Origin of the sequence: Micromonospora pallida, assembly GCF_900090325.1 — a bacterium.
GTDB classification, from domain to species: domain Bacteria; phylum Actinomycetota; class Actinomycetes; order Mycobacteriales; family Micromonosporaceae; genus Micromonospora; species Micromonospora pallida.
Genome location: NZ_FMHW01000002.1, coordinates 1,202,107 through 1,224,576, shown reverse-complemented (window position 1 = coordinate 1,224,576; position 22,470 = coordinate 1,202,107). Strand labels below are relative to the sequence as shown.

At 71.2% G+C, this 22,470-nt stretch carries 23 protein-coding genes; 8 read left to right on the top strand and 15 right to left on the bottom strand.

The features are described from left to right. Nucleotides 1-180: 180 nt before the first annotated feature. The 10 genes from GA0074692_RS05470 to GA0074692_RS05425 all read right to left on the bottom strand — a co-directional run bounded on the left by GA0074692_RS05470 (nucleotide 181) and on the right by GA0074692_RS05425 (nucleotide 11,196). Nucleotides 181-984, bottom strand: a complete 804-nt coding sequence (locus GA0074692_RS05470; RefSeq protein WP_091640011.1) for a sugar phosphate isomerase/epimerase family protein — start codon at nucleotides 982-984, stop codon at nucleotides 181-183. After that, complete coding sequence (locus GA0074692_RS05465) at nucleotides 981-2,132, bottom strand: DUF993 family protein (RefSeq protein WP_218106557.1); 1,152 nt, start codon at nucleotides 2,130-2,132, stop codon at nucleotides 981-983. Before GA0074692_RS05465 ends, GA0074692_RS05470 begins: the two co-directional genes overlap by 4 nt. Then, complete coding sequence (locus GA0074692_RS05460; protein ID WP_091640008.1) at nucleotides 2,129-3,283, bottom strand: Gfo/Idh/MocA family protein; 1,155 nt, start codon at nucleotides 3,281-3,283, stop codon at nucleotides 2,129-2,131. The genes GA0074692_RS05465 and GA0074692_RS05460 overlap by 4 nt, the downstream gene beginning before the upstream one ends. A gap of 109 nt (nucleotides 3,284-3,392) precedes the next feature. Then, entirely contained in the window at nucleotides 3,393-5,480 is a 2,088-nt protein-coding gene (locus GA0074692_RS05455; protein WP_218106556.1) for a PQQ-dependent sugar dehydrogenase, read from the bottom strand. 37 nt (nucleotides 5,481-5,517) lie between these two features. Further along, nucleotides 5,518-6,474 (bottom strand): LamG domain-containing protein, encoded by a 957-nt coding sequence (locus GA0074692_RS05450; RefSeq protein ID WP_091640006.1) that lies wholly within the window; start codon nucleotides 6,472-6,474, stop codon nucleotides 5,518-5,520. 106 nt (nucleotides 6,475-6,580) lie between these two features. Beyond that, nucleotides 6,581-7,330 carry an ABC transporter ATP-binding protein gene (locus tag GA0074692_RS05445; RefSeq protein ID WP_091640003.1) on the bottom strand — a complete coding sequence of 250 codons (750 nt, stop codon included), beginning with the start codon at nucleotides 7,328-7,330 and terminating at the stop codon, nucleotides 6,581-6,583. Beyond that, on the bottom strand, nucleotides 7,320-8,060 hold the full coding sequence (locus GA0074692_RS05440) for an ABC transporter ATP-binding protein (protein WP_091640001.1): 741 nt from the start codon (nucleotides 8,058-8,060) through the stop codon (nucleotides 7,320-7,322). Before GA0074692_RS05440 ends, GA0074692_RS05445 begins: the two co-directional genes overlap by 11 nt. Beyond that, nucleotides 8,057-9,211: a branched-chain amino acid ABC transporter permease gene (locus tag GA0074692_RS05435; protein WP_245730178.1), complete on the bottom strand. Its 1,155-nt coding sequence runs from the start codon at nucleotides 9,209-9,211 to the stop codon at nucleotides 8,057-8,059. Before GA0074692_RS05435 ends, GA0074692_RS05440 begins: the two co-directional genes overlap by 4 nt. Beyond that, entirely contained in the window at nucleotides 9,195-10,082 is an 888-nt protein-coding gene (locus GA0074692_RS05430) for a branched-chain amino acid ABC transporter permease (protein ID WP_091639999.1), read from the bottom strand. The genes GA0074692_RS05435 and GA0074692_RS05430 overlap by 17 nt, the downstream gene beginning before the upstream one ends. A 10-nt stretch (nucleotides 10,083-10,092) precedes the next feature. Continuing rightward, nucleotides 10,093-11,196, bottom strand: coding sequence for an amino acid ABC transporter substrate-binding protein (locus tag GA0074692_RS05425; protein ID WP_245730176.1), 1,104 nt, complete (start codon nucleotides 11,194-11,196; stop codon nucleotides 10,093-10,095). 236 nt (nucleotides 11,197-11,432) lie between these two features. On the opposite strand from GA0074692_RS05425, the gene GA0074692_RS05420 reads away from it, so the two are divergent. Beyond that, nucleotides 11,433-12,524: a LacI family DNA-binding transcriptional regulator gene (locus GA0074692_RS05420; protein WP_091639995.1), complete on the top strand. Its 1,092-nt coding sequence runs from the start codon at nucleotides 11,433-11,435 to the stop codon at nucleotides 12,522-12,524. A 111-nt stretch (nucleotides 12,525-12,635) separates the two neighbouring features. On the opposite strand, the gene GA0074692_RS05415 is transcribed toward GA0074692_RS05420, so the two are convergent. Further along, the gene (locus GA0074692_RS05415) at nucleotides 12,636-13,676 is read right to left on the bottom strand and encodes a glycoside hydrolase family 113 protein (protein ID WP_091639993.1); all 1,041 of its coding nucleotides are present in this window, start codon (nucleotides 13,674-13,676) and stop codon (nucleotides 12,636-12,638) included. A 58-nt stretch (nucleotides 13,677-13,734) separates the two neighbouring features. Here GA0074692_RS05415 and GA0074692_RS05410 point away from each other — a divergent pair, with 58 nt between their 5' ends. Genes GA0074692_RS05410 through GA0074692_RS05405 form a run of 3 tightly spaced genes read left to right on the top strand, consistent with a single transcriptional unit; the run spans nucleotide 13,735 to nucleotide 15,299 of the window. Beyond that, nucleotides 13,735-14,211 carry a TetR/AcrR family transcriptional regulator gene (locus tag GA0074692_RS05410; RefSeq protein WP_245730174.1) on the top strand — a complete coding sequence of 159 codons (477 nt, stop codon included), beginning with the start codon at nucleotides 13,735-13,737 and terminating at the stop codon, nucleotides 14,209-14,211. Further along, the gene (locus GA0074692_RS35720; RefSeq protein WP_245730173.1) at nucleotides 14,181-14,330 is read left to right on the top strand and encodes a hypothetical protein; all 150 of its coding nucleotides are present in this window, start codon (nucleotides 14,181-14,183) and stop codon (nucleotides 14,328-14,330) included. Before GA0074692_RS05410 ends, GA0074692_RS35720 begins: the two co-directional genes overlap by 31 nt. A 54-nt stretch (nucleotides 14,331-14,384) precedes the next feature. Then, nucleotides 14,385-15,299 (top strand): aminoglycoside phosphotransferase family protein, encoded by a 915-nt coding sequence (locus GA0074692_RS05405; protein ID WP_091639990.1) that lies wholly within the window; start codon nucleotides 14,385-14,387, stop codon nucleotides 15,297-15,299. A 103-nt stretch (nucleotides 15,300-15,402) separates the two neighbouring features. Here the strand turns inward: GA0074692_RS05405 and GA0074692_RS35715 are convergent, their stop codons facing one another. Further along, the gene (locus GA0074692_RS35715; RefSeq protein WP_245730171.1) at nucleotides 15,403-16,626 is read right to left on the bottom strand and encodes a hypothetical protein; all 1,224 of its coding nucleotides are present in this window, start codon (nucleotides 16,624-16,626) and stop codon (nucleotides 15,403-15,405) included. A gap of 121 nt (nucleotides 16,627-16,747) precedes the next feature. Continuing rightward, entirely contained in the window at nucleotides 16,748-17,842 is a 1,095-nt protein-coding gene (locus GA0074692_RS05395; RefSeq protein WP_091639987.1) for a serine hydrolase domain-containing protein, read from the bottom strand. Between the two features lie 89 nt (nucleotides 17,843-17,931). Here GA0074692_RS05395 and GA0074692_RS05390 point away from each other — a divergent pair, with 89 nt between their 5' ends. Next, entirely contained in the window at nucleotides 17,932-18,105 is a 174-nt protein-coding gene (locus GA0074692_RS05390; protein ID WP_218106555.1) for a hypothetical protein, read from the top strand. Then, nucleotides 18,102-18,506, top strand: a complete 405-nt coding sequence (locus tag GA0074692_RS05385; RefSeq protein ID WP_091639985.1) for a hypothetical protein — start codon at nucleotides 18,102-18,104, stop codon at nucleotides 18,504-18,506. The genes GA0074692_RS05390 and GA0074692_RS05385 overlap by 4 nt, the downstream gene beginning before the upstream one ends. Before the next feature lie 84 nt (nucleotides 18,507-18,590). On the opposite strand, the gene GA0074692_RS05380 is transcribed toward GA0074692_RS05385, so the two are convergent. Together GA0074692_RS05380 and GA0074692_RS05375 are read right to left on the bottom strand one after the other, a co-directional pair. Beyond that, a complete protein-coding gene (locus GA0074692_RS05380; protein ID WP_091639982.1) occupies nucleotides 18,591-19,733 on the bottom strand; it encodes a PLL family lectin in 1,143 nt (380 codons plus the stop codon). A 295-nt stretch (nucleotides 19,734-20,028) separates the two neighbouring features. Continuing rightward, nucleotides 20,029-20,595, bottom strand: a complete 567-nt coding sequence (locus tag GA0074692_RS05375) for a helix-turn-helix domain-containing protein (RefSeq protein ID WP_091639979.1) — start codon at nucleotides 20,593-20,595, stop codon at nucleotides 20,029-20,031. A 47-nt stretch (nucleotides 20,596-20,642) separates the two neighbouring features. Here GA0074692_RS05375 and GA0074692_RS05370 point away from each other — a divergent pair, with 47 nt between their 5' ends. Continuing rightward, a complete protein-coding gene (locus GA0074692_RS05370; protein ID WP_091639977.1) occupies nucleotides 20,643-21,440 on the top strand; it encodes a class I SAM-dependent methyltransferase in 798 nt (265 codons plus the stop codon). 32 nt (nucleotides 21,441-21,472) lie between these two features. Then, on the top strand, nucleotides 21,473-22,465 hold the full coding sequence (locus tag GA0074692_RS05365; protein ID WP_091639975.1) for a DUF1152 domain-containing protein: 993 nt from the start codon (nucleotides 21,473-21,475) through the stop codon (nucleotides 22,463-22,465). Nucleotides 22,466-22,470: the final 5 nt, after the last annotated feature.

Sequence of the window (22,470 nt, the reverse complement as noted above, 5' to 3'; positions counted from 1 at the left end):
ATCGCTTCAGAGGCGGGTTCCGGAAGTCGCACGCAAGTCCCACGGCCGGCCCGGCCACCATACCGGCACGATCACCACGGAGGCCACGAGTAATCGCCACAGCGGCCGGACCCACCCGGCCCCGCCTGGGCCGGTCCTGACCGACGGCCCGACCGGAGACCGGGCGGGCCGTGCGTCCGCTCAGGCGACGTGCGTGAGGTAGCCGGCGACGGCCTCGTCGAGCACCTCCCGGCCAGGCCGGGCCCACACCTCCTCGGCGAAGACCTCCACCTCCACCGGTCCGGTGTAGCCGGCCGCGTCCACGGCCTCCCGGAAGCGGCGCAGATCGACGCAGCCGTTGCCGGGCAGCCCCCGACCGAGCAGCACCCCCGCCGGCAGCGGCGTCACCCAGTCGGCGATCTGGAAGCAGGCGATCCGGCCCTCCCGGCCGGCCCGCGCGATCTGCGCCCACACCTGGTCGTCCCACCAGAGGTGGTACGTGTCGACGACGACGCCCACCGTCTCCGCCGGATACGGCGCGACGAGGTCCAGGGCCTGACCGAGACTGGCGACCACGCATCGGTCGGAACAGAACATCGGGTGCAGCGGCTCCAGGGCGAGCCGGACCCCCGCGGCGCGGGCGTACGGCACCAACTCGCCGATCGCGTCCCGCACGTGCCCCCGGGCACCGTCGATGTCCCGGCTGCCGTCGGGCAGACCGCCGGAGACCAGCACCAGCTCCGGCGCGCCCACCGCCGCCGCCTCGTCGATGGCACGCCGGTTCTCGTCGAGCCATCCGGGGGTGCTGAAGAACCCGCCGCGGCACAGCGACGTGACGGTCAGGCCCGCGTCCCGCACCAGCGCCGCGGCCGGCTCGACCCCGTACGCGGCCAGGTCCTCCCGCCACAGCCCCACCCCGGACACCCCGGCGTCGACGCAGCCGGCGACGAGGTCCGGCAGGGGCCACCGCTTCGTCGTCGCCGAGTTGAGCGCGAACCGCTTCACTGCGCCACCCCCGCCGTGGTCATGAACGCCCGCGCGCGGTGCGCGGCCAGCTCGGCGTCGGGCAGCAGCCCGGCCGCGTCGGCCAGCCGCAGCAGCCGGCCCAGGTGCACCGGCGACCGTCCCGACTGGAGACCGCCGACCATCGTGAAGTGGTCCTGGTGACCGGCGAGCCAGGCCAGGAACACGATGCCGGTCTTGTAGTAGAAGGTCGGGGCACCGAACAGGTGCCGGGCGAGCGGCAGCGTGGGGGCCAGGATCCGGTCGTACGTCGCCAGGTCACCGGTGTCGAGCGCGCGCAGCGCGGCGGCGGCCGGGGGCGCGATCGCGGCGAGGACGCCGAGCAGCGCGTCGGAGTGGCCCTCGCCGTCGCCCCGAATCAGGGCCGGGTAGTTGAAGTCGTCGCCGGTGTAGAGCCGTACCCCGGCGGGCAGGCGTCGACGCAGCGCGACCTCGAAGTCCTCGTCGAGCAGCGACAGTTTGATGCCGTCGACCCGGCTCGGGTGCGTGTCGATCAGCGCGACCACGGTCTCCGCGGCGCGCACCGGATCGGCGTCGCCCCAGTAGCCGGTGAGCGCCGGGTCGAACGCCGGGCCGAGCCAGTGCAGCACCACCGGGCCGTCGGCGTCGGCCAGCAGCCGGCCGTAGATGTCGAGGTAGTCGTCGGCGGACCGGGCCGCAGCGGCCAGGTGGCGGCTGCACATGAGCACCGGCCGGGCGCCGGCCTCCTGCACGTCGGCGAGCTGCTCGGCGTACGCCTTGCGGATCTCGTCGAGCGAGGCCGGGCCGGCCGGCAACTGGTCGGTGGCGACACCGGCGCAGATCGCGCCCCCCTCGGCCCGGGCGGCCGCGGCCGAGCGCCGCACCAGTTCGCGCGCGGCCGGGTAGTCCATGCCCATGCCCCGCTGGGCGGTGTCCATCGCCTCGGCGACGCCGAACCCGTACGACCACAGGTGCCGGCGGAACGCCAGGGTCGCGTCCCAGTCGACGGCGGCCGGTGTGCCCGGCACGTTCTCCGCGCGGGGATCGGCGACGACGTGCGCGGCGGCGTACGCGACCCGGCTGGTGAAGCGGACGCCGGGCGTGAGGTGCTCGCGCCCGGTCCCGGAGAGGGTGAACGGCCCGTCGGGCAGGTTGACGGTCCGGGTCACGACCGCAGCTCCGTCACCTCGACGCGCCGGCCCTCCCGGGCCGACTGGAGGCCCAGCTCGGCCAGTTGCACACCGCGCGCGCCGGCCCACAGGTCCCAGGTGTACGGGGCGTCCTCGGCGACGTGCCGCAGGAACATCTCCCACTGCGCCTTGAAGCCGTTGTCGAACACCTCGTTGTCCGGCACCTCCTGCCACTGCGCGCGGAAGTCGTCGGTGGACGGCAGGTCCGGGTTCCAGACCGGCTTCGGGGTGGTGGCCCGGTGCTGGACGCGGCAGCGACGCAGCCCGGCGACCGCGCTGCCCTCGGTGCCGTCGACCTGGAACTCGACCAGCTCGTCCCGGTTCACCCGGACGGCCCAGGAGGAGTTGATCTGGGCGACGACGCCACCGTCCAGCTCGAAGATCCCGTACGCGGCGTCGTCGGCGGTCGCCTCGTAGGGCTGACCGTCCTCGGCCCACCGGCGCGGGATGTGGGTGGTGACGTGGGCGGTGACCGCCCGGACCGGCGAGAAGATCTGCTCCAGGACGTAGTGCCAGTGCGGGAACATGTCGACGACGATGCCGCCGCCGTCGGCGGCCCGGTAGTTCCAGCTCGGCCGCTGTGCCTCCTGCCAGTCGCCCTCGAAGACCCAGTAGCCGAACTCGCCGCGCACCGACAGGATCCGGCCAAAGAATCCGCCCCGCACGAGCCGGTCGAGCTTGCGCAGGCCGGGCAGGAAGAGCTTGTCCTGTACCACGCCGTGCCGTATCCCGGCCGCGTCGGCGGCGCGCGCCAGCTCGACCGCGCCGTGCAGCGTGGTGGCGGTGGGCTTCTCGGTGTAGATGTGCTTGCCCGCCGCGACGGCAAGCCGGAGGGCCTTCTCCCGTTCGCTGGTGACCTGCGCGTCGAAGTAGATCGAGACGTCCGGTCGCGCCAGCGCGGCGTCCAGGTCGGTCGTCCAGTCGGTCAACCCGTGCCGGGCCGCGACGTCGCGCAGCTTGGCCTCGTTCCGCCCGACCAGAACGAGTTCCGGCCAGAGCCGGCTCCCGTCGCGCAGCGGTACGCCGCCCTGCTCGCGGATGGCCAGCAGCGATCGGACCAGGTGCTGCCGGTAGCCCATCCGCCCGGTCACGCCATTCATCACGATGCCGATCGGAACACGTGCCGTCATCGTCCTACTCTCCTCAGGGGTCATCTCCGGTACCCGGTTCGGCCGGGTGCCGCACACTGCCCGTCCCCGGTGGGGACGACGGCCCTGCCGCCGTCCCCACCGGGCCGGATCAGGCCGGGGTTCCGGTCACCGTCAGGTGACGCAGCCGGCCGATGTTGTCGAACGAGCCGAAGCCGACCCGTCCGGAGCCGAACGTGGTGTCCTTCGCGGTCATCAGCGGGTCCTTCTTGCCGTCGACGTAGACCGCGATCTCGCCGGTGGCCGGCAGGTGCACGACGCGCACCTTGTGCCAGTCGGCGTCGACGATCGCCGGGTTCGCGCCGCGCGACCGGCCGTTCCACTGGTAGTCGAGGCGCTGCCGGTCGGCGTTGTTCACCTTGAAGATGCCGTTGTGCGGCAGGATCGTGTTGTCGGTCGACAGGTGGGCGTAGTAGAACTCGGTGTCCGAACGCCAGCCGAAGACGATGATCACGTCCCGGTTGCTCACCTCGACCGGCGTGTCGAGCCGGACATCGGCCTCGATCTCCACGGACGACCACTCCGGCCCGTCGGTCACCACCGCGTACTCGAACGGACGGCGCGGGCCGGGCCGGCTCACGCCCGCCTCGGCGAGGATCACCTCGTCCCGGTCGAACTGCCACTTCGACGGGGTGACCGGCGTCCAGCTCTCCGGGCCGGAGGGCTTGTGCAGCTTGGTGCCGCCGACGTCGCCGTCCGCGAACTCCCGGGTGCCGGTCACCTTCCAGACCTTCCCGTTGGCCTTGGCGAGGAGGTAAAGCGCACCGGCGGCGTCGGTGCCGAACCGCAGGTCGACCCGCTCCCGGTTGCCCACGGCACCGGGGCCGGATAGGTCCTGCATGCGCACCGACTCGCCGGCGGCGTTGAAGAGCGCAAGGCGGTGGATCGTGGCCGGGTCGTGGCCGCGCCGCATCTCGTTCGCCTCGGTGTAGAGGACCTGCCCGTCAACCAGGTCACCGAAGACGTACTTGCCCTTCAGCGCGGGCAGCTCGTTGCCCCGGTAGACGAACCCGCCGGCCACCGCGACACCCACGTCGCCGGTGCAGTTCCAGCCGGGCGCCGGGTTGTGGTCGTACGCCGCGACCGGGTACGTATAGCCGTACTGGGCGTCGTCCGCCGGCAGCGGCAGGAGCTTGTCGCAGGCGCTCCCCGTCTTGTCGAAGACGAACGCGCCCTCCCGCTCGCTCCAGCCGAAGTTGTCACCGGCGCGCACCTCGTAGATCGCCTCGATGGCGTGCTCGCCGATGTGGCCGAGGAACATCCGGCCGGTGGCCGGGTCCCAGCTGAACCGGTGCGGGTCGCGGAACCCGACCGCGTAGACCTCGCCCAGGGCGCCGGCCCGGCCGACGAACGGGTTGTCCGTCGGGATGCCGTACTGCCCGTTGGCCGAGTCGGTGCCCTGCGGGTCGATGCGCAGCAGCTTGCCGTGCACCATGCCCAGGTTCTGCGGCTCGGTGTTGCGTACGCCGGTGCCGCCGTCGCCGACGGCCAGGTACAGCACCCCGTAGTCACGCTGGCCGGGTCGCGCCGTGGGGTTGAAGTTGATCTCCTGGACGCCGTGGACCTGGCCGGCGAAGCCGATCCGCAGCACCTCGCGGCGGGTACCGGAGAACGTGTCGGCGGCCGGGTCGGTCGCCGTCCACTCGGTGATCACGCCGTGGAAGATGCTGTTGGCCTGGGCGTAGTCCGGCGCCTTGGTGGCCAGCGACGCCTGTTCGGTGTGGATGGTGTAGAAGCGGCCGTTGGTGCCGAACTCGGGGTGGAACGCGACGTAGCCGAAGCCCTGGCCGAGCCCGCGGCCGGAGAAGAACTGCGGCGCGAACGTGTCGGCGACGTCCAGGTAGACCTGCGGCACGCCGTCCCTGACCAGGTAGAGGTGGCCGTTGAGGTCCGGCACGGCACGGCGGCCGGAGCCGTCGGGCAGTTCCATGATGGTGTTGATACGGGCGGTACGCATGAGCCGCTGGTCGGTCGGCGCCGGGATGGGGGACGACTGCGGGAAGCTGGCGTACTCGGTCAGGACCAGGCCGAGCCGGGACTGGCTGGGCGTCTCGAGGACCGGATCGTAGACGGCGTCGGCGGCCTGGGCGGGGCCGGCGACCAGGGTGGACAGGACGAGGGTGGCGGCGGTGAGCCCGGCCGTCAGCGCGGATCTGCGGATCGTGCGGATACTGCGCACGCGGGTCTCCTTCCCGGTGGGGCGGTGCGGAGGGTGGTCAGCGAGCCTGGTACCGGTACTGCTTCTCGACGTCGGACGCCGAGACGACGGTGTCGAGGAACATCAGGGCGTCCATGCGGCAGTCGCACGGATTCCGCTCCAGCGTGTCCTGCGGGAAGCTCCCGCCGATCTTGATGCCTCGCGGATCCGAGGCGGTGGTGACGTGCGGGCCCGGGCCGGACACGAGCCACGGGTCGTCGGTGCGGGTGTAGAAGCCGTCCACCGGCAGGCCGTTGCGGTAGAGCGCCAGCGCGCCGGTGTTGAAGTCGAAGGTGGCCGCGAGGTGGACCCACTCCCCCTTCGGCAGCAGCGTCCGCCAGTCCTCGCTCGCCGCGAAGGTCTGCGAGTTGCCGCCGTCGAGGCGCCGGCCGAGCGCGACCAGCCGCAGTTCGCCGTTGACGTCGATGAGCTCCAGCAGCGCCCGGACGCCGTGGCCGTCCGAGTCGCCGGTCAGCACACCGGCCAGCCCGATCGCGTTGAACCGGTCGGCCGGGTTGACGGTGGTGGAGTTGGGCGCCGGGGCGTCCATCTCCATCTTGAACCAGCCCATCACGGTGGTGCCCTGGGTGCCGGCGAAGGGGCGCAGGGTGCGTACGCCGCTGGCCGACCAGGTGCCTGCCTTCCAGTCGTCGTTGCCGGCCTGGGCGGGGTTCACCTGTCGGGTCTGCAACGCGTTGCCGCTGCCCGGGTAGGCGTGCTCGGCCACGCGCATGTCGGCGCCGCCGTTGACGAGTTCGATCTCGGTGCCGGAGCGGCCCAGGTCCCGCTCGAGCGCCGCGTCACCCTCCACGGGGTGGTCGAAGTCGTAGAAGGCGACCAGGCTCGATCGCAGGTGGGGATGGACGTCGCGCGGGTTGCTCCGGTCCGCCTGGGCCGGGGGCGCCCCGACACCCGCCAGCACACCGGTCGCCAGTACGGCGGCCGTGGCGACGGCGAACCGTCTTGTTCTGATCATCGCGATACACCTCTGTTTCAGCTCTGGCGTGCGTACGTAACCGCTTTCGGAAGCGCTTACGTACGCACGCTCCAACCCATGTGTGCCGCTGTCACGTCGGAGTCTGTTACCGCTTCGGCGGTGCCGTCGGCTCGGCGGGCCGTCCGCCGAGGTACAGCTCGCCGAGCTGCGGGTCGGCCAACAGTTGCGAAGCCGGCCCGGAGATGTGCACGTGCCCGAGGTCGAGCACGCAACCGAGGTCGGCTGTCTCCAACGCCCGCCGGGCGTTCTGCTCCACGAGCAGCACCGCCGTACCAGCGTCGCGCATTCGCACGACCTGTTCGAACACGGTGGTCGTCGCCCTCGGGTCCAGGCCCATGGACGGCTCGTCGAGGAGCACGACCTTGGGGTTGACCATGAGCGACCGGGCGAACTCCACCTGCTTCTGCTGCCCGCCGGACAGCAATCCGGCCAGCGAGTTCCAGCGTTGCGCGACGACCGGGAATACCTCCTTGACGAAGGCCGTACGTTTGGCGATCAATGCCTTGTCCTTCAACGTGTAGCCGCCCAGCAGGACGTTCTCCGCCACGGTCATCTCGCGGAAGACGCTGTGCCCCTGCAGGACGTGCGCGACGCCGGAGGCGAGCATCCGCTGCGGCCCCTGGCCGGTCACGTCCACGCCGCCGACGAGGATCTTTCCGGAGCGGGGCTTGAGCAGGCCGCTGGCGACCTTCAGGACGGTGGACTTCCCGGCGCCGTTCGGGCCGACCAGGCAGACGATCTGGCCCGCTGGCACCGAGACGGTCAGGCCGCGCAGCACCGGCGCGGCGCGCCCGTAGCCGGCCTGGATGTCGACGAGTTCGATTTCAGACGCCAAGGTAGGCCCCCAGGACGCGTTCGTCGGAGCGGATGAGCGACGGCGGACCCTCAGCGATCGGGCGGCCCCGGTCGAACACCACGATGTGGTCGCTGACGCTCATCACCAGGTCCATGTTGTGCTCCACGACCACGAACGTCCGCCCCTCGGCGTTGAGTTCGCGGACCAGGGTGCCGATCCGGTCCAGCAGGGCCGGGTTGACGCCGCCGGCCGGCTCGTCGAGCAGGACGGTTTCCGGGTCGCTCATCAGCACACCGGCGAGTTCCAGCAGCTTCTGCTGGCCCCAGGACATGTTGCGCGCCTCCACGTCGGCCAGGTGCTCGATGCCGAGGCGGGTGAGCCACCCCCGGGCACGGTCGACCTCCGCGCGGGCGCGGGCGCCACGCAGCAGGCCGGTCAGGCCGGTCGGACGCACGGCCGCGAGGACGTTGTCCAACGCCGTCATCCGGGGAAAGACGCGGCACAGCTGGAACGTACGGCCGACACCGGCGTGGACGATGCGGTGCGGGGCCGCGCCGGTGATGTCCCGCCCGCGGTAGGTGACCTGCCCGCCGTCCGGTCGGATCATCCCGGTGATGCAGTTGAAGAAGGTGGTCTTGCCCGACCCGTTGGGCCCGATCAGCGCGTTGACCTTGCCGTGCTGGAACTCGACGGTCGCACCGTCGAGCGCCACCACGCCACCGAACGCCTTGGTGAGCCCGGCGATGGCCAGACCCCGTGCCTCGCTCATGCCCGCTCCTCCGTCGACTGGGACCGCGCACCGGCGGCGGCGTCCACGGGTTCCCGCGCGGCCGGCGCGCCGGCGGCCGCGACACGCTGCTCGCGCAACTGGGCGGCCGTGACCTCGCGGATCGAGTTCTGCGCCGGCCGCATCCGGCCGAGCAGGGAACCGAGCGCCGGCAGCACGCCGTCGGGCATGAAGAGCACGACCAGCGCGAGCAGCAGGCCCGTCGCGACCAGGTGCAACTGTGTGTCGCCGAACTCCACCTTGAAGTACTCCAGCCCGATGCCGACCACCAGCGCGCCGATCAGCGGGCCGAACAGGTTCCGGACACCGCCGAGCAGCGCCATCAGCACCAGGTACGAGCCGGTGAGGATGGAGAACTGGAACACCGGGTCGAGGTCGCCGAACCAGAGCGCGTAGAGCCCGCCGCCCAGGGCGGTGAACCCCGCCGAGACCACGAACACCACCAGCTTGTACGCGAAGGTCGGGGTGCCCAGCGCCTCCGCCTTGTCCTCGTCCTCCCGGACGGCCTTCAGCCCGAGGCCGAACCGGGAGCGGTCGATGACCCACCAGGCCAGCAGGGCCAGCGCGAGCAGGCCGGTGAAGAGGTAGTAGAACACCCGGTGGTGCTCCGGACGGAGCAGGTCCGGGAACGGGCGCGGCACGACCAGACCGCGTGATCCGCCGGTGAGCGACGCCCAGCTCTGGAAGACCAGCAGCATGATCAGCACCAACGCGATCGAGACGATGACGAACGACGCGCCACGGACCCGCAGCGCGGCGAAGCCGATCGGTACGGCGAGGGCCGCCACCAGCAGGGCCGCCACCACGAGGGCCACGAAGCTCGGCAGGCCGGCCTTCGTGACCAGCAGGGCGGTCCCGTAGCCGCCGAGCCCGGCGAGGGCGCCGTGGCCGAGCGAGATGTAGCCGGTGAACCCGCCGACGAAATTCCACGACGTCGAGAGCACCGCGTAGTTGAGCACCACGACGCCCGCCGAGAGGATGTACGGGTTGGGTGCCAGGGACGGGAAGGCCAGCACCGCTGCGGCGAGCAGCACGATCGCTGCCACCTGGAGGAACCGGTCGAGACTGCGCCGCGTCGTCACCGCCCCGGCCGGCGGGACGTCCACCGTCGTCGGATCAGAAGCGCTGCGCAAGTCGACCTCCGAAGAAACCTTGTGGCCGGAATGCCAGCGTCGCGAACAGGGCCAGGTAGAAGATGGTCTGCGCCCAGGTCGTGCCGAGCGGGATCTGCAACAGGCTCTGCAGCATGCCGAGCACCATCGCGGCCATCGCGGCACCAGGCACGCTGCCCAGCCCGCCCACCACGATGATGGCCATCAGCGGGCCGATCCAGTGCCAGTGCAGCGACGGGTAGATGGTGGTGTCGAGGGCCAGGGCCGTACCGCCGACGGCCGCGGTGGCGAGGCCGAGGCCGAAGCCGTACCCGGCCACCCGCTCGGTCTCGATGCCCACCAGCCGCGCCGCGTCGCGGTGCTGGATGGTCGCCCGCAGGGCCCAGCCGAAGGTGGTCTTCTTCATCAGCAGATAGAGGGTGAGCAGGGCAACGGCGGCGAGACCGAACGCGATCAGCTTGACCACCGCGACCCGGGCACCGAAGATCCCGAAGCTCGCCGAGCTGTAGTCGAGCTGGATCCGCCGCTGGGTGCCGGTGAACAGGTAGCCGAGCAGGCCCTCGACGACGACCGCGATCGAGAAGGTCAGCAGCACCGACATCATGGTCAGCGTGGCCGGGCGCAGCCGGGCCAGGAGCAGCCGCTGCAACAGGACGCCGCAGGCGAAGAAGAGCGGCACGGTCACGATCATCGACAGCAGCGGGTCGATCCCCAGCCGAGTGTGGGACCACCAGGCGAGGTACGCGGCGAGGATGAGGAACGCCGAGTGGGCGATCATCACGACCCGCATGATTCCGAAGTAGAGGGTGAGCCCCGCTGCCAGGAGGGCGTAGAGCCCTCCCAGCAGCAGACCCAGGATGATGCTCTGGAAGAGCAGGGCACCGGAGGGCATGTGTCGTCTCCTACCAGGCCGGCTTCGGGTAGACGAGGTCGGTCTCCCGGGCGTCGGCCGGCAGCACGATCTGGATCTTGCCGCCCACCCACTGCTGGATCATGTGGGCGCCCTTGGGCTTGCCCGTCTCGTCCCAGGAGAGCGGGCCGACCACCGTCTCCACGGTGTTGCCGCGGACCCACTCGACCAGCTTCTTCTGGCAGTCGCCCTGCTCGGCGCAGCCCGCCGCGGTGACCGCCGCCGCGACGACCTGCCCGGTCGTGTACGCGTTGGCCTCGTCCTCCTCCGGCGGCGAGCCGAACTGCGCGGTGTACTTCTCGACGAACTCCTTGTTGCTCGGGTACGGCGCGTCCTGCGTGTACCCGGTCGGCGAGAGGATCCCCTCGGTCTTGTTGCCGATCGCCGCGGCGAACTCGGGGTTCGTCGGGGCGGTGGAGAAGGCGGCCAGCTTCGGCTGGTACCGGAGCTGCTGGAGGGCGACGATCAGGTTCACGCCGTCCTGGTACTGGGAGCCGCCCACCACCAGATCGGCCCTGGACGACGCGATCTTCGCGGCGATGCTGCCGAAGTCGGTGGTGTTCGGCGGGTAGACCTCGTTGACGACGGTGCGGACGCCGCCCGCCTCGAGCTTCTCCTTCAGCCCGTACGCCGTGCCCTGCGCGAACGGGTCGTCCATGGCCGCGTACGCCGCGGTCTTCGGCCGCTGGTCGGGCGGCAGTGCCAGGATGTACTCGGCCAGGTGGTTGTAGTGGTCGTTCGCCACCGCCGGGGCGGCGTAGAACATGTTCTTGAAGCCCTGCTCGAAGACCTCCTTCGCCGCGCCCGCCGGCTCGACGAAGAGCATGCCGTACTCCTCGGCGACCCGGGCCGCGGGCACCACGAGGCGGGTCGAGAACGGGCCCACCACGAGGTCCACGTTGTCCTTGCCGATGAGCTGCTCGTAGTCGGCGACCACCCGGTCCGCGTTGGACTGGTCGTCGAGGATCTTCAGCTCGACCTTGCGGCCGAGGAGGCCGCCATTGTCGTTGGTGATCTTGGCCCAGGCCTCGTAGCCGCGTTGGACACCCTTGCCCGGTTCGGAGAAGTCCCCGGTCAGGGGCAGGGAGATCCCCACGACGATCGGATCGTCGGCACCGGAACCCCCGCCACCACCGTCACCACAGCCCGTGAGCGCGAGGGTGAGGCTCGCTCCGAGTGCTGTCAACCACTGGATTCGTTTCAATCGGGTTGTCATCCCGAGACGCTCCTTTGCCGGGACGGAAGCGCTTACGGAAGCGCTTTCGTAGACTAGGCTGTGGTCTACACCACTGGCAAGAGTCAGATGACATTGATGTTTCCAGGGAGTTGCCGATGCCCAGACCAGGCCCGAGACTGCGTCTGATCGACGTGGCCGAGCGAGCGGGTGTCTCTCTGGCGACGGCGTCCCGCGCCCTCGCCGGACGCGAGGGGGTCAGCGAGGAGGTCGCCGGACGCGTCCGGCAGATGGCCCAGGAGCTGGGCTACGTCGCCAACCCGTACGCCCGCACCCTCGCCGGCGGCGCGAGCTCGACGGTCGGGCTGGTCGTGCACCAGGTCGACGACCCCTACTTCTCGGAGATCGCCGGCGGGGTCATCCAGGTGGCCGCCGAGGAGGGGCTGCTGGTGCAGATCTGCCACTCCGGCCGGGACCCGGACGCGGAGCTACGGCAACTGCGCCACCTCATCGCGCAGCGGGTCGGGATCATCCTGATCGCCGGATCGGGCTACGACGACGCCCGGATCGAGGCCGAGGCCCGCGCGGAGCTCGCGGAGTTCCAGAGCCAGGGCGGCCGGGTCGCCGTCATCGGCCGGCACGCCCTCGGCGTCGACGCGGTCCTGCCGGAGAACGAGGCCGGCGGCCGCGCCCTCACCGATCACCTGCTGAACCTCGGACACCGCCACATCGCCGTCGCCGCCGGCACGGCCGGGCTCACCACCGTCGCCGACCGGCTCGCCGGCGTGGCGACCGCCCTGCGCCAGCGCGGGTTCTCCCTCGACGATCTTCCGGTCGTGCACTCCGACTTCACCCGCGACGGCGGCCGGGTCGCCACCGAACAGATCCTGCGCGACCGCCCCCAGACCACCGCGATCATCGCGCTCAACGACGCGATGGCCATCGGGGTGCTGTCGACGCTGCGGGCACACCGCATCCCCGTGCCCGAGCGGATGTCGGTCGTCGGGTTCGACGACGTCCCCGTCGCCGCCGACCTCGCCCCCAGCCTCACCACCATCCGGCTGCCGATGACCGACATGGGGCGGATGGCGCTGTCGCTCGCGCTCAAGGCCCGCTCGACCCGTCCCCGCCGCCGGACGATCGGCCACCTCCTGGTGGTCCGCGACTCGACCGGGCCCGCCCCCACGGTGCTGCCGGCAAGCCGCGCCGAGGCCGGCGACCTGAGGGGAGCAGTCGGGCCCGTCGGCTGAGCCCGGGTCCCGCTACGGCCAGATGGGGGCACTCGACCCCGCCTGGGAGTTCCCAGAGGACACGCGGTCGCGGTAGCCGCGTGTCCTCGGTGCGAACCAGCCGCAGACGCGTCAGACCGCGGACCCGCTCGCCCGGGCGCGGCCATACTCGGCCAGGGAGTAGAAGGCTGCCTTGGGCTCCCACGGCATTCCTGGGTAGGCGGTCCCGGTACGGCCGGATGGGAGGACCTTCACGATCCCGAAGCTGCCCAGGTCGAAGTCCCGCTCGGGATCCTCCGAGGTGGGCAGGTGCCGGGAGGCGAAGGTGTAGACGAACGCGGTGTCCACGCCGCCGGCGTCGTAGACCTCGAGAAGATCCCTCAGGTAGGCGGCTTGTTCGGGTTCGTCGCGCTCGACGGTCTCGGTGAGCCGGACGGCCTGCGCGGTGCGCTCGTCGTACCCGATGATGTCGCTGCGGCTGCCCCGGTCCGCGGCGCCGGTGAAGGGCGCGCAGCCGAACTCGGTGATGGCGAACGGCTTGCCCTGGGAGGTCATGGCGACGAGGTTCGCGGGTAGGGCGGCGGCGTTGCTGGCGTCGCGGTAGCCGGCGTCGGTCGCGACGAAGTCGAACGGTGTCCAGTCCACCGCCTCCATAGGGAGCGACGCGTACCCTATGAGGCCGCCGAACCGCTCGCGGGCGCCTGCGGCGGCCTGGGCCAGAAGGGCGTTGGTCTCTCGCTGCACACCCGGGAGGACCTCGCGGACCCGCGCCGGGTCGGTAAGGACGGCCGCTCGCTCGGTCAGGGTGTCACCGGGCACGAGCCCGATCGTCATCATGCTGATCTCCGAGCCGGTGAGGAACCGGACGTTCGCCCCTTCCCGCCGGATCCGCTCGGCGCGCTCGGCGGCGTCCAGCAGGAACGCCAGCAACTGGTCGGTGGTCAGGTCGTTGGTGAACGGGCAGTACCAGACCTCCAGGCCGGCGGCGGCCGCGTGCCGGGCGGCGATCTCCAGACGGTCGGCGACCCCTCCGGTGATCCGGACGGCGTCGGCGTGCAGGTCGGCGCGGATGATCCGCATGTCCCTGGCGACGATGTCGGGGTCGAAGGGTTCGTGGGTGGTGGTTCCCATGTTGGTAAAGCCGGTGTCGTAGGTGACGCCCCAAGCGCGCATTGCTTACCTCCTTAAGGTACTGGCAGTACCGTACTCGGTTTAGCGTACGATGCGTACCGTGGCGGGGGGACAGCGGCGGCGAGGCGCGGAGCTGGAGCAGGCAATCCTGCGCGCGGCCGCCGAGGAACTGACCGCCTCCGGCTACGCCGGCATGACCATGGACAAGGTCGCCCGGCGTGCCGGCACGAACAAGAATGCGATCTACCGACGCTGGCCGCAGCGCGCCGCGCTCGGCATCGCCGCCTACAAACACCTGGCCGACACCCGTACCCCGACGCCGGACACCGGCAGCCTCCGAAGCGACGCGTTGGAACTGCTGCGGCGGGCCAACGCGACCTGGTCCTCACCCCGCGGGGCGATCCTGCGCGACCTCCTGGCGGCGGCCGCCGACGAGCCGGCTCTGCTGGAGCTACTGCGCGAGCAGGCCGGCGGCAGCGCGATGAACGCCGCGTGGTTCACCCTGCTGAGCCGGGCGGTGGCCCGCGGCGAGGCACCCCCGAGGCGGTGCAGCCGCGGGTGGCGGCGCTGCCGTTGATGCTGCTGCGTGGCGAGTACGCCCTGCGCGGCGTTCCGGCTGTGCCCGACGAGGTCCTGGTCGAGATCGTCGACGAGATCTTCCTACCGTTGGTCCGCGGCCGGGGCGGGACTGACTGACCTGGCGGTCCGCACGCGCGGGTGGAGCACGCTGCGGGACTACTGTTGCTCGGCATGACCCACGCCGAGATCGAGATCACCGCGGATCTGGTCCGGGATCTGGTCCGCGACCAGCACCCGGACCTCGCCGATCGCCCGGTTCGGCTGGGCGCGCGTGGCTGGGACAACCAACTGTGGCGACTCGGTGACGACCTGGCCGTCCGGCTTCCCTGGGCGACCGGGTCCGCGGACGCGCTGCTGCGCAAGGAGTACTCCTGGCTGCCCACGCTGGCCCCGCGCCTTCCGCTGCCGATTCCCGTCCCGCAGCGACTCGGCGAACCCTCCGAGCGGTTCCCTCGGCCCTGGCTCATCACCACCTGGGTTCCGGGCACACCCGCCGACCAGGCCCCCGTCACGCGAGCCTCCGACGCGGCCAGATCCCTGGCCACTTTCCTCATGGCTCTTCACCAACCGGCCCCCAGCGGCGCGCCCACCGGCCGGGACCGTGGCGGGCCACTGGCCGACCACGCCGGGGGCTTCGCCAAGGGGCTCACGTCCGCCACCGAACGAGGGCTGGTCAACGACCCGGACGCCGTCCGCGCCGTCTGGCACGACGCGGTCACCGCGCCGCAGTGGACGGGCCCGCCGCTGTGGCTGCACGCCGACCTACACCCGGCCAACGTCCTCACCGCCGACGGCACCTTCTGCGGCGTGATCGACTTCGGCGACCTCTGCGCGGGCGACCCGGCATACGACCTCGCCGCCGCGTGGCTCCTGCTACCGGACGACACCACCGACCACTTCCACGCGGCCTACCAGCCGACCCCGGACACCGCCACCATGCGTCGCGCCCGAGGCTGGGCGACGATACGCGCCCTCGGCGGCATCCTCATCGGCGACAACGGCGTCCACGGCCGCCCCGGCGGCAAACCCACCTGGGGCCCACCCGCCCACGCCGCCCTGCAACGCCTCACCGCCACCATCCGCTGACCCGGCGATCACCACCGCGTCCGACGGACGGCGTGATCAGCCATCAGCTCATCGGCTACGACAGCATGTTGGGACGCGGGCACGCTGCGACCTGTGGGCGGCGTCATCGTTGGTAGATCCGTTGATGCCACCAGGGCTGTGGCTCGCCGGTCCATCGCAGTTTGCGGCTGGAGTCCGGCGGGGTGCGGCGCCGGACGTCACGGTCGAGCCTGTTCAGGAGCCGGCAAAATTCTGCCCGGGCTCGCGACGGCAGGACCAGGGTGACGGCCTCCAACCCGTCTCTGACCACTGCCATGTCGAGGTACCAGCAGCCTGGGCACGCGGGGCATTCGGAAGTGACGAGTCGCAACCTGCCGCCAGCTTGGCGTAGGAAGTCGCCGTAGCGGTCCAGGAGGAAGGCGGTATTTCCCGGCCGGATATCGCATCCGTGGTCGATCCACGCGGCGTGTTCGGCAGGTGCCGAGGGATGGTTGGAGAGCGCGGTGCGGACCTCGACCGCTGGGTCGGCGGCGAGCCTGGCGAGCTGGTCGTCGGTCAGGTCGACGCGGCCGGTGACTGCCTGCCGGACCGACGGGTCGGGGTGGCGCAGGAGTGTCTCGACCACGTCGGGCGGGACGGTCGGGTTCCTGCCCATCACCTGCAGCGCGTCCGTGTCGCCGCTGGCCAGCACCTGATCGACCAGGGCCCGGGACAGTGGACGCTGCAGCACGTACCAGAAGGCGTGACAGTGCTGGTCCGGCAGATCCGCGGGCTGCATCACCTGCTGCCGGTGCGCGACGGCCGCTGCGGCGGCCGCCCGTACCTCGGGCGCTTCGTCCTCCAGCAGCGCCTGGCACGACCGCTCGTCCAGCAGGTACAGGAAACCGGCCGCGAATCCGCGCACCCCGGGCCGGGGGTGCGCGGCAGCCAGCCGGAACAGCCGCAGCTCATACCCGGTCGCATGGCACAACTCGCCGAACAACTCCTCGCGGATGAACAGCATGTCGGAGGGCGGGTCGTCGAGCTCGGCCAACAACCTCATCAGCGCGTCGTCCGGCAACGGCTCCTGACCGGGCTGGCCGAACGCGCTCAGTCTCACCCGCCACACCGGGTCGGCCAGCAGCTCGGCGCGCGCCACAGCGTCAACGTGCGGGTGGGCGGCCAGCGCCGCGCGGACCCTCGGCGAGGGATGACGCAGCATCGCATCCCGCACCGGCAGGGGCAGCACGCGGCGGCGACGTAGCCCCTCGCACGCCTGCTCCGGCCACGCCTCCACCAGCCGCAGCAGCACGGTGACCGACGCCGCCGGGTTCCTCGCCAGCCCCCGCAGCACGGGCGAAGGAGACAAACACCGATCCAACCAGGCATCACCGATCACCGGCCGCACCCTACGCCCACGCCCGTCGTCACGGACCCAGCGTGCACCCTCAGCGTCTGCACCTGTGCCAGCGCCGAACAGCCCTGGGTGCTCAGTCCTCCCCGACCACGGCCAGGTTGTCACCGAGTGCGGTAGCGATCTCAGCGGCTCGGGAGTGGTCGTCCAGCCGACGGGTGAGGTAGGCGCAGGAGTGGTGGTGGTTGAGGGACCACCAGGCGGCGGAGCCGCCGATACCGCCCTTGGCGATTTTGCCGCGGTCACGGATGAAGCCGAGCGTCCAGGTGAGCCTGGTGCCGAAGACGTGGTCGTGGTCGGTGATCTGCGAGGTGAGCAGTTCGGTGTGCAGCTGCGGGCCGAGCAGCTCGCGCAGGGGCCCCTCTTCGCTGGTGATGGACGAAAAGAAGCGGGCCATGGCGGTCGCGGTCGTGTGGAGGTTGGCCGCGGCGAACACCGTCTGCCGCCAGGCGCGGGAGTTGGTCCGACGGGTGTCCAACGCGCCGTCGGGGATCTGCAGCCATGGTGCTGCGTGCAGTTGCCGCGGCCAGTCGGGGCTGGCGTACTCGAGGTCGGCGACACGTTCGAGTTCGGTGTCCGGTACGCCGAACCAGGCGTCGAGAGCGAGCGCGGGTCGCACGACGCTGTCGAACACCTCCTGGAGGCTGCGTCCGGTGGCGGCGCGGAGGATCCCGTCGATGAGGTGGCCGTACGTCAGCGCGTGCTCCCCCAGCGCGGTGCCCGGGGCGTACTCCGGCGCCGTCCTCGCAAGACTCTCCCGTAGCCCGGCATCGTCGAGCAGGTCCAGGTCCGCAGCCTCTTGCGGAAACCGGGGTTGCCCCGCCTGGTGGGTGAGCACCTGACGCAGCGTGGTCCGGTCCTTGCCCCTCACTCCGTACTCTTTCCAGTACGCCGCGACGGGCTCATCGAGGGCCAACGCACCGTCGCGGACCGCCACCAGCGCGGCGAGGGTGGCGAACGTCTTCGACAACGAGTAGGGCTGGACCAGCGTGTCATCGCGCCACGGGCGTTGCCGCTGCACATCAGCCCATCCCCCGCTGAGCCGAACCACCTCGCGACCGTCCCGCCACACCGACACCCCCGCGCCGGTTTCCCGGCCCTCGTCGACCAGGCGCTGGAACACCTGCCGTACGGCGTCGTACCCCTCTTCGGTGAACCCTTCGACCTTCACCCGGATTACCCTACCCCGGTAGGGTAATCTCGGCAATCGATGGTTGCCGCTCTCCACCTGCTCGACGAACCCGGCACGGACGCGTACGGGTGGCGAATCTGATGATCGCCGCTACCTTTGTCACCGTGCTCGCTACCTGGGACCTGATCGGCCACCTACCCCTGCCACTCGGCGTCGCCGGGCACGAGGGTCGCCCCGCCATCGTCCGGCTCGACGGACTGCGGCTGTCGCCCAGCCGGACAGCCGCCGAGGCCGCGTCGTGACCCGCCGCACCGGCCCCACCGCCCGCGACACGGCAGCCAACCCGAGCTGCACGGTCACCGTGTGCCGGGGCTGCTGCTGCGGCACGAGCAAGATCCCCGGTGTCGACCACGCCGCCCAACTGTCGCAGCTACGGCAGACACTGGCCGGCGTGGCGCAGGTCCGGGTCAGCGACTGCCTCGACACCTGCGACTACGCCAACGTCGTCGTCGTACAGCCCTCGGCTGCCGGCCGGCGAGCCGGCGGCCGACCCGTCTGGCTGGGCCTGGTCAACGACCCCGACGCCGCCGGCGACATCGCCGCCTGGGTCCACGCCGGTGGCCCCGGCCTGGCGGATCCGCCAGGCGTGCTCGACCTGTACACGATCGCCCCCGCCCGACGGACCCGCCAGCAACTGCCCTGAGCAACCCGCCCGCAGCACGTATGCCTTGTGCCCAAACGGCACGGATGCCGGAGGCGGGATGCCTCCGGCATCGAGCGGTGCCGGTCAGCCCCACCAGGTGAGCATGAGCCGCATCGGCTGCTGCCGGGACCAGTAGAAGACGTACGGGTACCGGGTGCCGGTGAACCTGTTCGGCAGCGCCACGGCGTCCCCGCAGCTGGGGTCGAGTCCGGCGGCGTCGGTGCCGGACTGCACCGACCACTGCCATTGCGACCCGGTCCACCAGTTGGTGCGCAGTGGACCGCCCTCCAGATCGCAGGAGAAGAGGTAGGGCCGTTGTGGGGCGTCCCAGCCGTCCTGTACGGCGATCGTGCCGGCGTGCCGGACGTAGGTGGTGCCCGAACTGGAATGGGTGGACCACCACCATGCGCCGTTCCACCAAGTGAGCTCCAGCACGGTGCCGTTGACGCCGATGAACGCCTCGGGGCGGGAGGCGGTGTTGGGTCCGTCCTGGACAGCGACCAGACCCACGCCGTGAGCGTTGTAGCTGGGCTGCGGTGAACCGTGGCCGTACCATCGCCAGGTCAGGCCGTCGAAGCCGTGGCGCCAGAGATTGCCCTGCACGTCCAACACGAAGACCTGGGGCAGGTCGGGTTGGGTGGGCGACAGCCGCAGGTTGACCGCGCCCACCGGGTCGGCGAGGCGGTTCAGGGTCACCCCCGCCGGGACACCCTGGTCCGTCCAGGTCCATTGTCCGGTGTTGTTCTTCCGGCTCCACCAGAGATGCCCGTCGGCGCCGATCACGTAGATGTACGGGACCGCCTGACTGCCGGGAGCGGTCTGTACGGCGACCGCACCGACCGGCGCGCTGACCGTGGTGCCGCCGGGCGTGCCGATGTCGGTCCAGGCCCAGCGGCTGCCGTCCCACCAGTTACCCCACAGGTGGCCGTCGTCGGTGTAGACGAAGACGTAGGCGCGCTCGATGGACGTGAACTGGTCCAGGAACTTGACGACACCGACCGAGCCCCTGATCCGGCCCACCGGGGGCGCGCCGCGCGCGGTCCACCGCCAACTGCCCGCCACCGGCGACATCACCCACAGGGCATCGTTGATGATGTTGAACATGTACGGCCGGGGGTCGCTCGCCGGGCCGTCCTGGAGGCTGACCGCCCCGACCACCCTGGCGTACCCCAGGTTGGGAACCGGAGCGCCGAGGTCTTCGACGTGCCACGCCGAAGCGGTCGACATTGGACCCGCCGTGCTCGACGCGAGCGCGGGCCGCGCCGCCCCGGGCTGAGCGGCGGGGACGGTCAGTAGCGCGCCCACCAGGATGGCGGCGAGTAACCGCGTTCGTCGTCTTGACCTCAGCATCGATGGGGCTCCTGTTCGCGAGGGAATCGCACAACCGCCGGCGCTGTCTGTCGACAGTGCCGGCGGGCGATGGCCCAGAGCGTGGCAGGAGCCCCTCTGCGTCGATGTCCGCATATCGACACCGGTCGGCTTTCCGTCATCCGGGCCGGCGCCAGCCGAGGCAGCGGGCCCGTCAGCGCTCCGGTCCGAGGTGGGTGCGCTCGCCGTCGTGGTCGAGGATGCACAGCATCTCGGCCGGTCCACGGTCCACGCCGAACGCGTGCGGCACCATCGTGGAGAACTCGGCCGCCTCGCCCGCCTCGACCCGGATGGTCCGCTCGCCGAGCCGCAGCAGCACCGTCCCGGAGAGCACGGTGAACCAGTCGCGCCCCGGATGCACCCGTAGATCCGCCGGGACCGGCCGGGTGATCCGCAGCTTGGCGACCGTCATCCTCGGCGCGGCGTCGCCCTGGGACAGCAGCCACGTGGTGATGCCCCGCTCCGGCTCGTGGTGCGGCCGGATCACCACGTCGTCGTCCCCGCCCGCCTCGACCAGTTGGTCCAGCGTGATGCCCAGTGCCCGGGCGATCGGGGTGAGCTGGTCGAGCGCGATGCGCCGGTGGCCGGTCTCGATCCGGCTCAGCGTGGACGGGCTCAGATAGCTCCGTGCCGCCAGCTCGTCCAGCGACCAGCCGCGGGCCGTCCGCAGTCCGCGGATGCGCTGCCGGACGAGGGTGTCCAGATCTCCGTCTTGCTTCATACGCAAGACCTTATGCCATTCGCGCATGACCGACGTACGGTCGGCGCATGGCACACACGCACCTGGGCGAGATGCTCGAACTCGACGCCGCCGTCCTGCACGAGTACTACGCGGAACTGATCGGCTGGGTCGGCGCACAACTGCCGGACCGGCCGCACATCGTCGACCTCGGCGCGGGCACCGGCGTCGGCAGCCGCTCGTTGGCCCGCCACCTGCCCACCGCCCGGATCACCGCCGTTGACGTCGACGAGGAAATGCTCGCGCACCTACGGCACAAAGCGGACGAGGAGGGCCTGGGAGACCGAGTTCGAACCGTACGCGCGGATCTGGACCAGCCCTGGCCGCAGCTCGAGCCGGCCGACCTGATCTGGGCGTCCGCGTCCCTGCACCACATCGGTGACCCGGACAGGGCACTGGCCCGGGCGTACGAGCTGAACCGCCCCGGCGGTCTGTTCGCCGTGGTCGAACTCGACTCGTTCCCGCGCTTCCTGGACGATCCGGCCGGCGCCGCGCTGGAGGAGCGGTGCCAGGCCCTGCTCGCCGCCAAGCGCCTCGAACACGGCCTGCACATGGGCGAGGCGTGGGGCGAGCGGCTGACCGGCGCGGGCTACACCGTCGAGGCGGAGCGCCACTTCGACCTCGTCCTGCGGCCGCCGTTGCCCGCCGCGACCAGCCGCTATGCGGAGATCTCGCTGGGCCGCATCCGCCTCGGTCTGGAGGACCGCCTCCCGGCCGAGGACCTGGCCGCCCTGGAACAGTTGGCCGCCGACCTGCCGCACCGCACCGACTTCACGGTACGCACGGAGCGTACGGTCTGGCTGGCCCGCCGCCCCACCGAGCTGTAGCTGAGGGTGGCGTGGTTGATCATTGAGCGGTGATGAACCCTGCCGCGCTGCCGCCCACCCCCGGTGCGTTCTCGTTGGCCGTTCCGCCGCTGCTTGCCGCGCTGGCTCCGGCGCGGAGCATCCTCATCGCCGGAGCTGGCGGGGGGTTCGACGTGTACGCCGGCCCGCCCTTGGCGTTCGCCCTGTGGCACGGCGGCGCACAGGTGCACCTGGCCAGCCTGTCCTTCTCCGAACTCGAGTTGATCGACCGGGACGCGTGGGTAGCGGAGCACGTCGCGGCGGTGCAGCCGGACACCACCAGCCCGGACTGGTACTTCCCCGAACGGACGCTCGCCCGGTGGCTGGCAGCTCACGAGCTGCCGTCGACCGTGTACGCCTTTCCGCCACTCGGTGTCCAGCCGTTACGGGCGGCCTACCGGCACCTGGTCGAACAACTCGACATCGATGCGGTGGTGCTGGTCGATGGCGGCACCGACGTCCTGCTGCGCGGCGACGAAAGCAATCTCGGCACCCCGGTGGAGGACATCACCAGCCTGGCCGCCGTGGCCGCCCTGGACGTGCCGGTCAAGTTGGTAACCAGTCTCGGCTTCGGCATCGACGCCTACGACGGCGTCAACCACGTCCAGGTGCTGGAGAACCTCGCCGCACTCGACCGTGACGGCGGCTACCTCGGCGCCCTGTCCATCCCCGGTTCCAGCCGCGAGGCCGCGCTGTACCGCGATGCTGTCGCCGACGCCCAGGCCGCCACACCGGACCGGCCGAGCATCGTCCAAGGGCAGATCGCCGCCGCCACCAGTGGCGCGTTCGGAGACATCCGGTTCACCCGACGCACCGGAGGCGGCGACCTGCTCGTCAACCCGCTCATGGCGATCTACTTCACCGTCGACCTCGACAAACTCGCCGCCCGATGCCTGTACCTCGACCGCATCGAGAGCACCATCGGCAGGCGACAGGTCATCACGCGCATCCAAGCGTTCCGCGACGAACTCCGCAACGCACGCACCCCTCGCACCTTCCCTCACTGAACGCC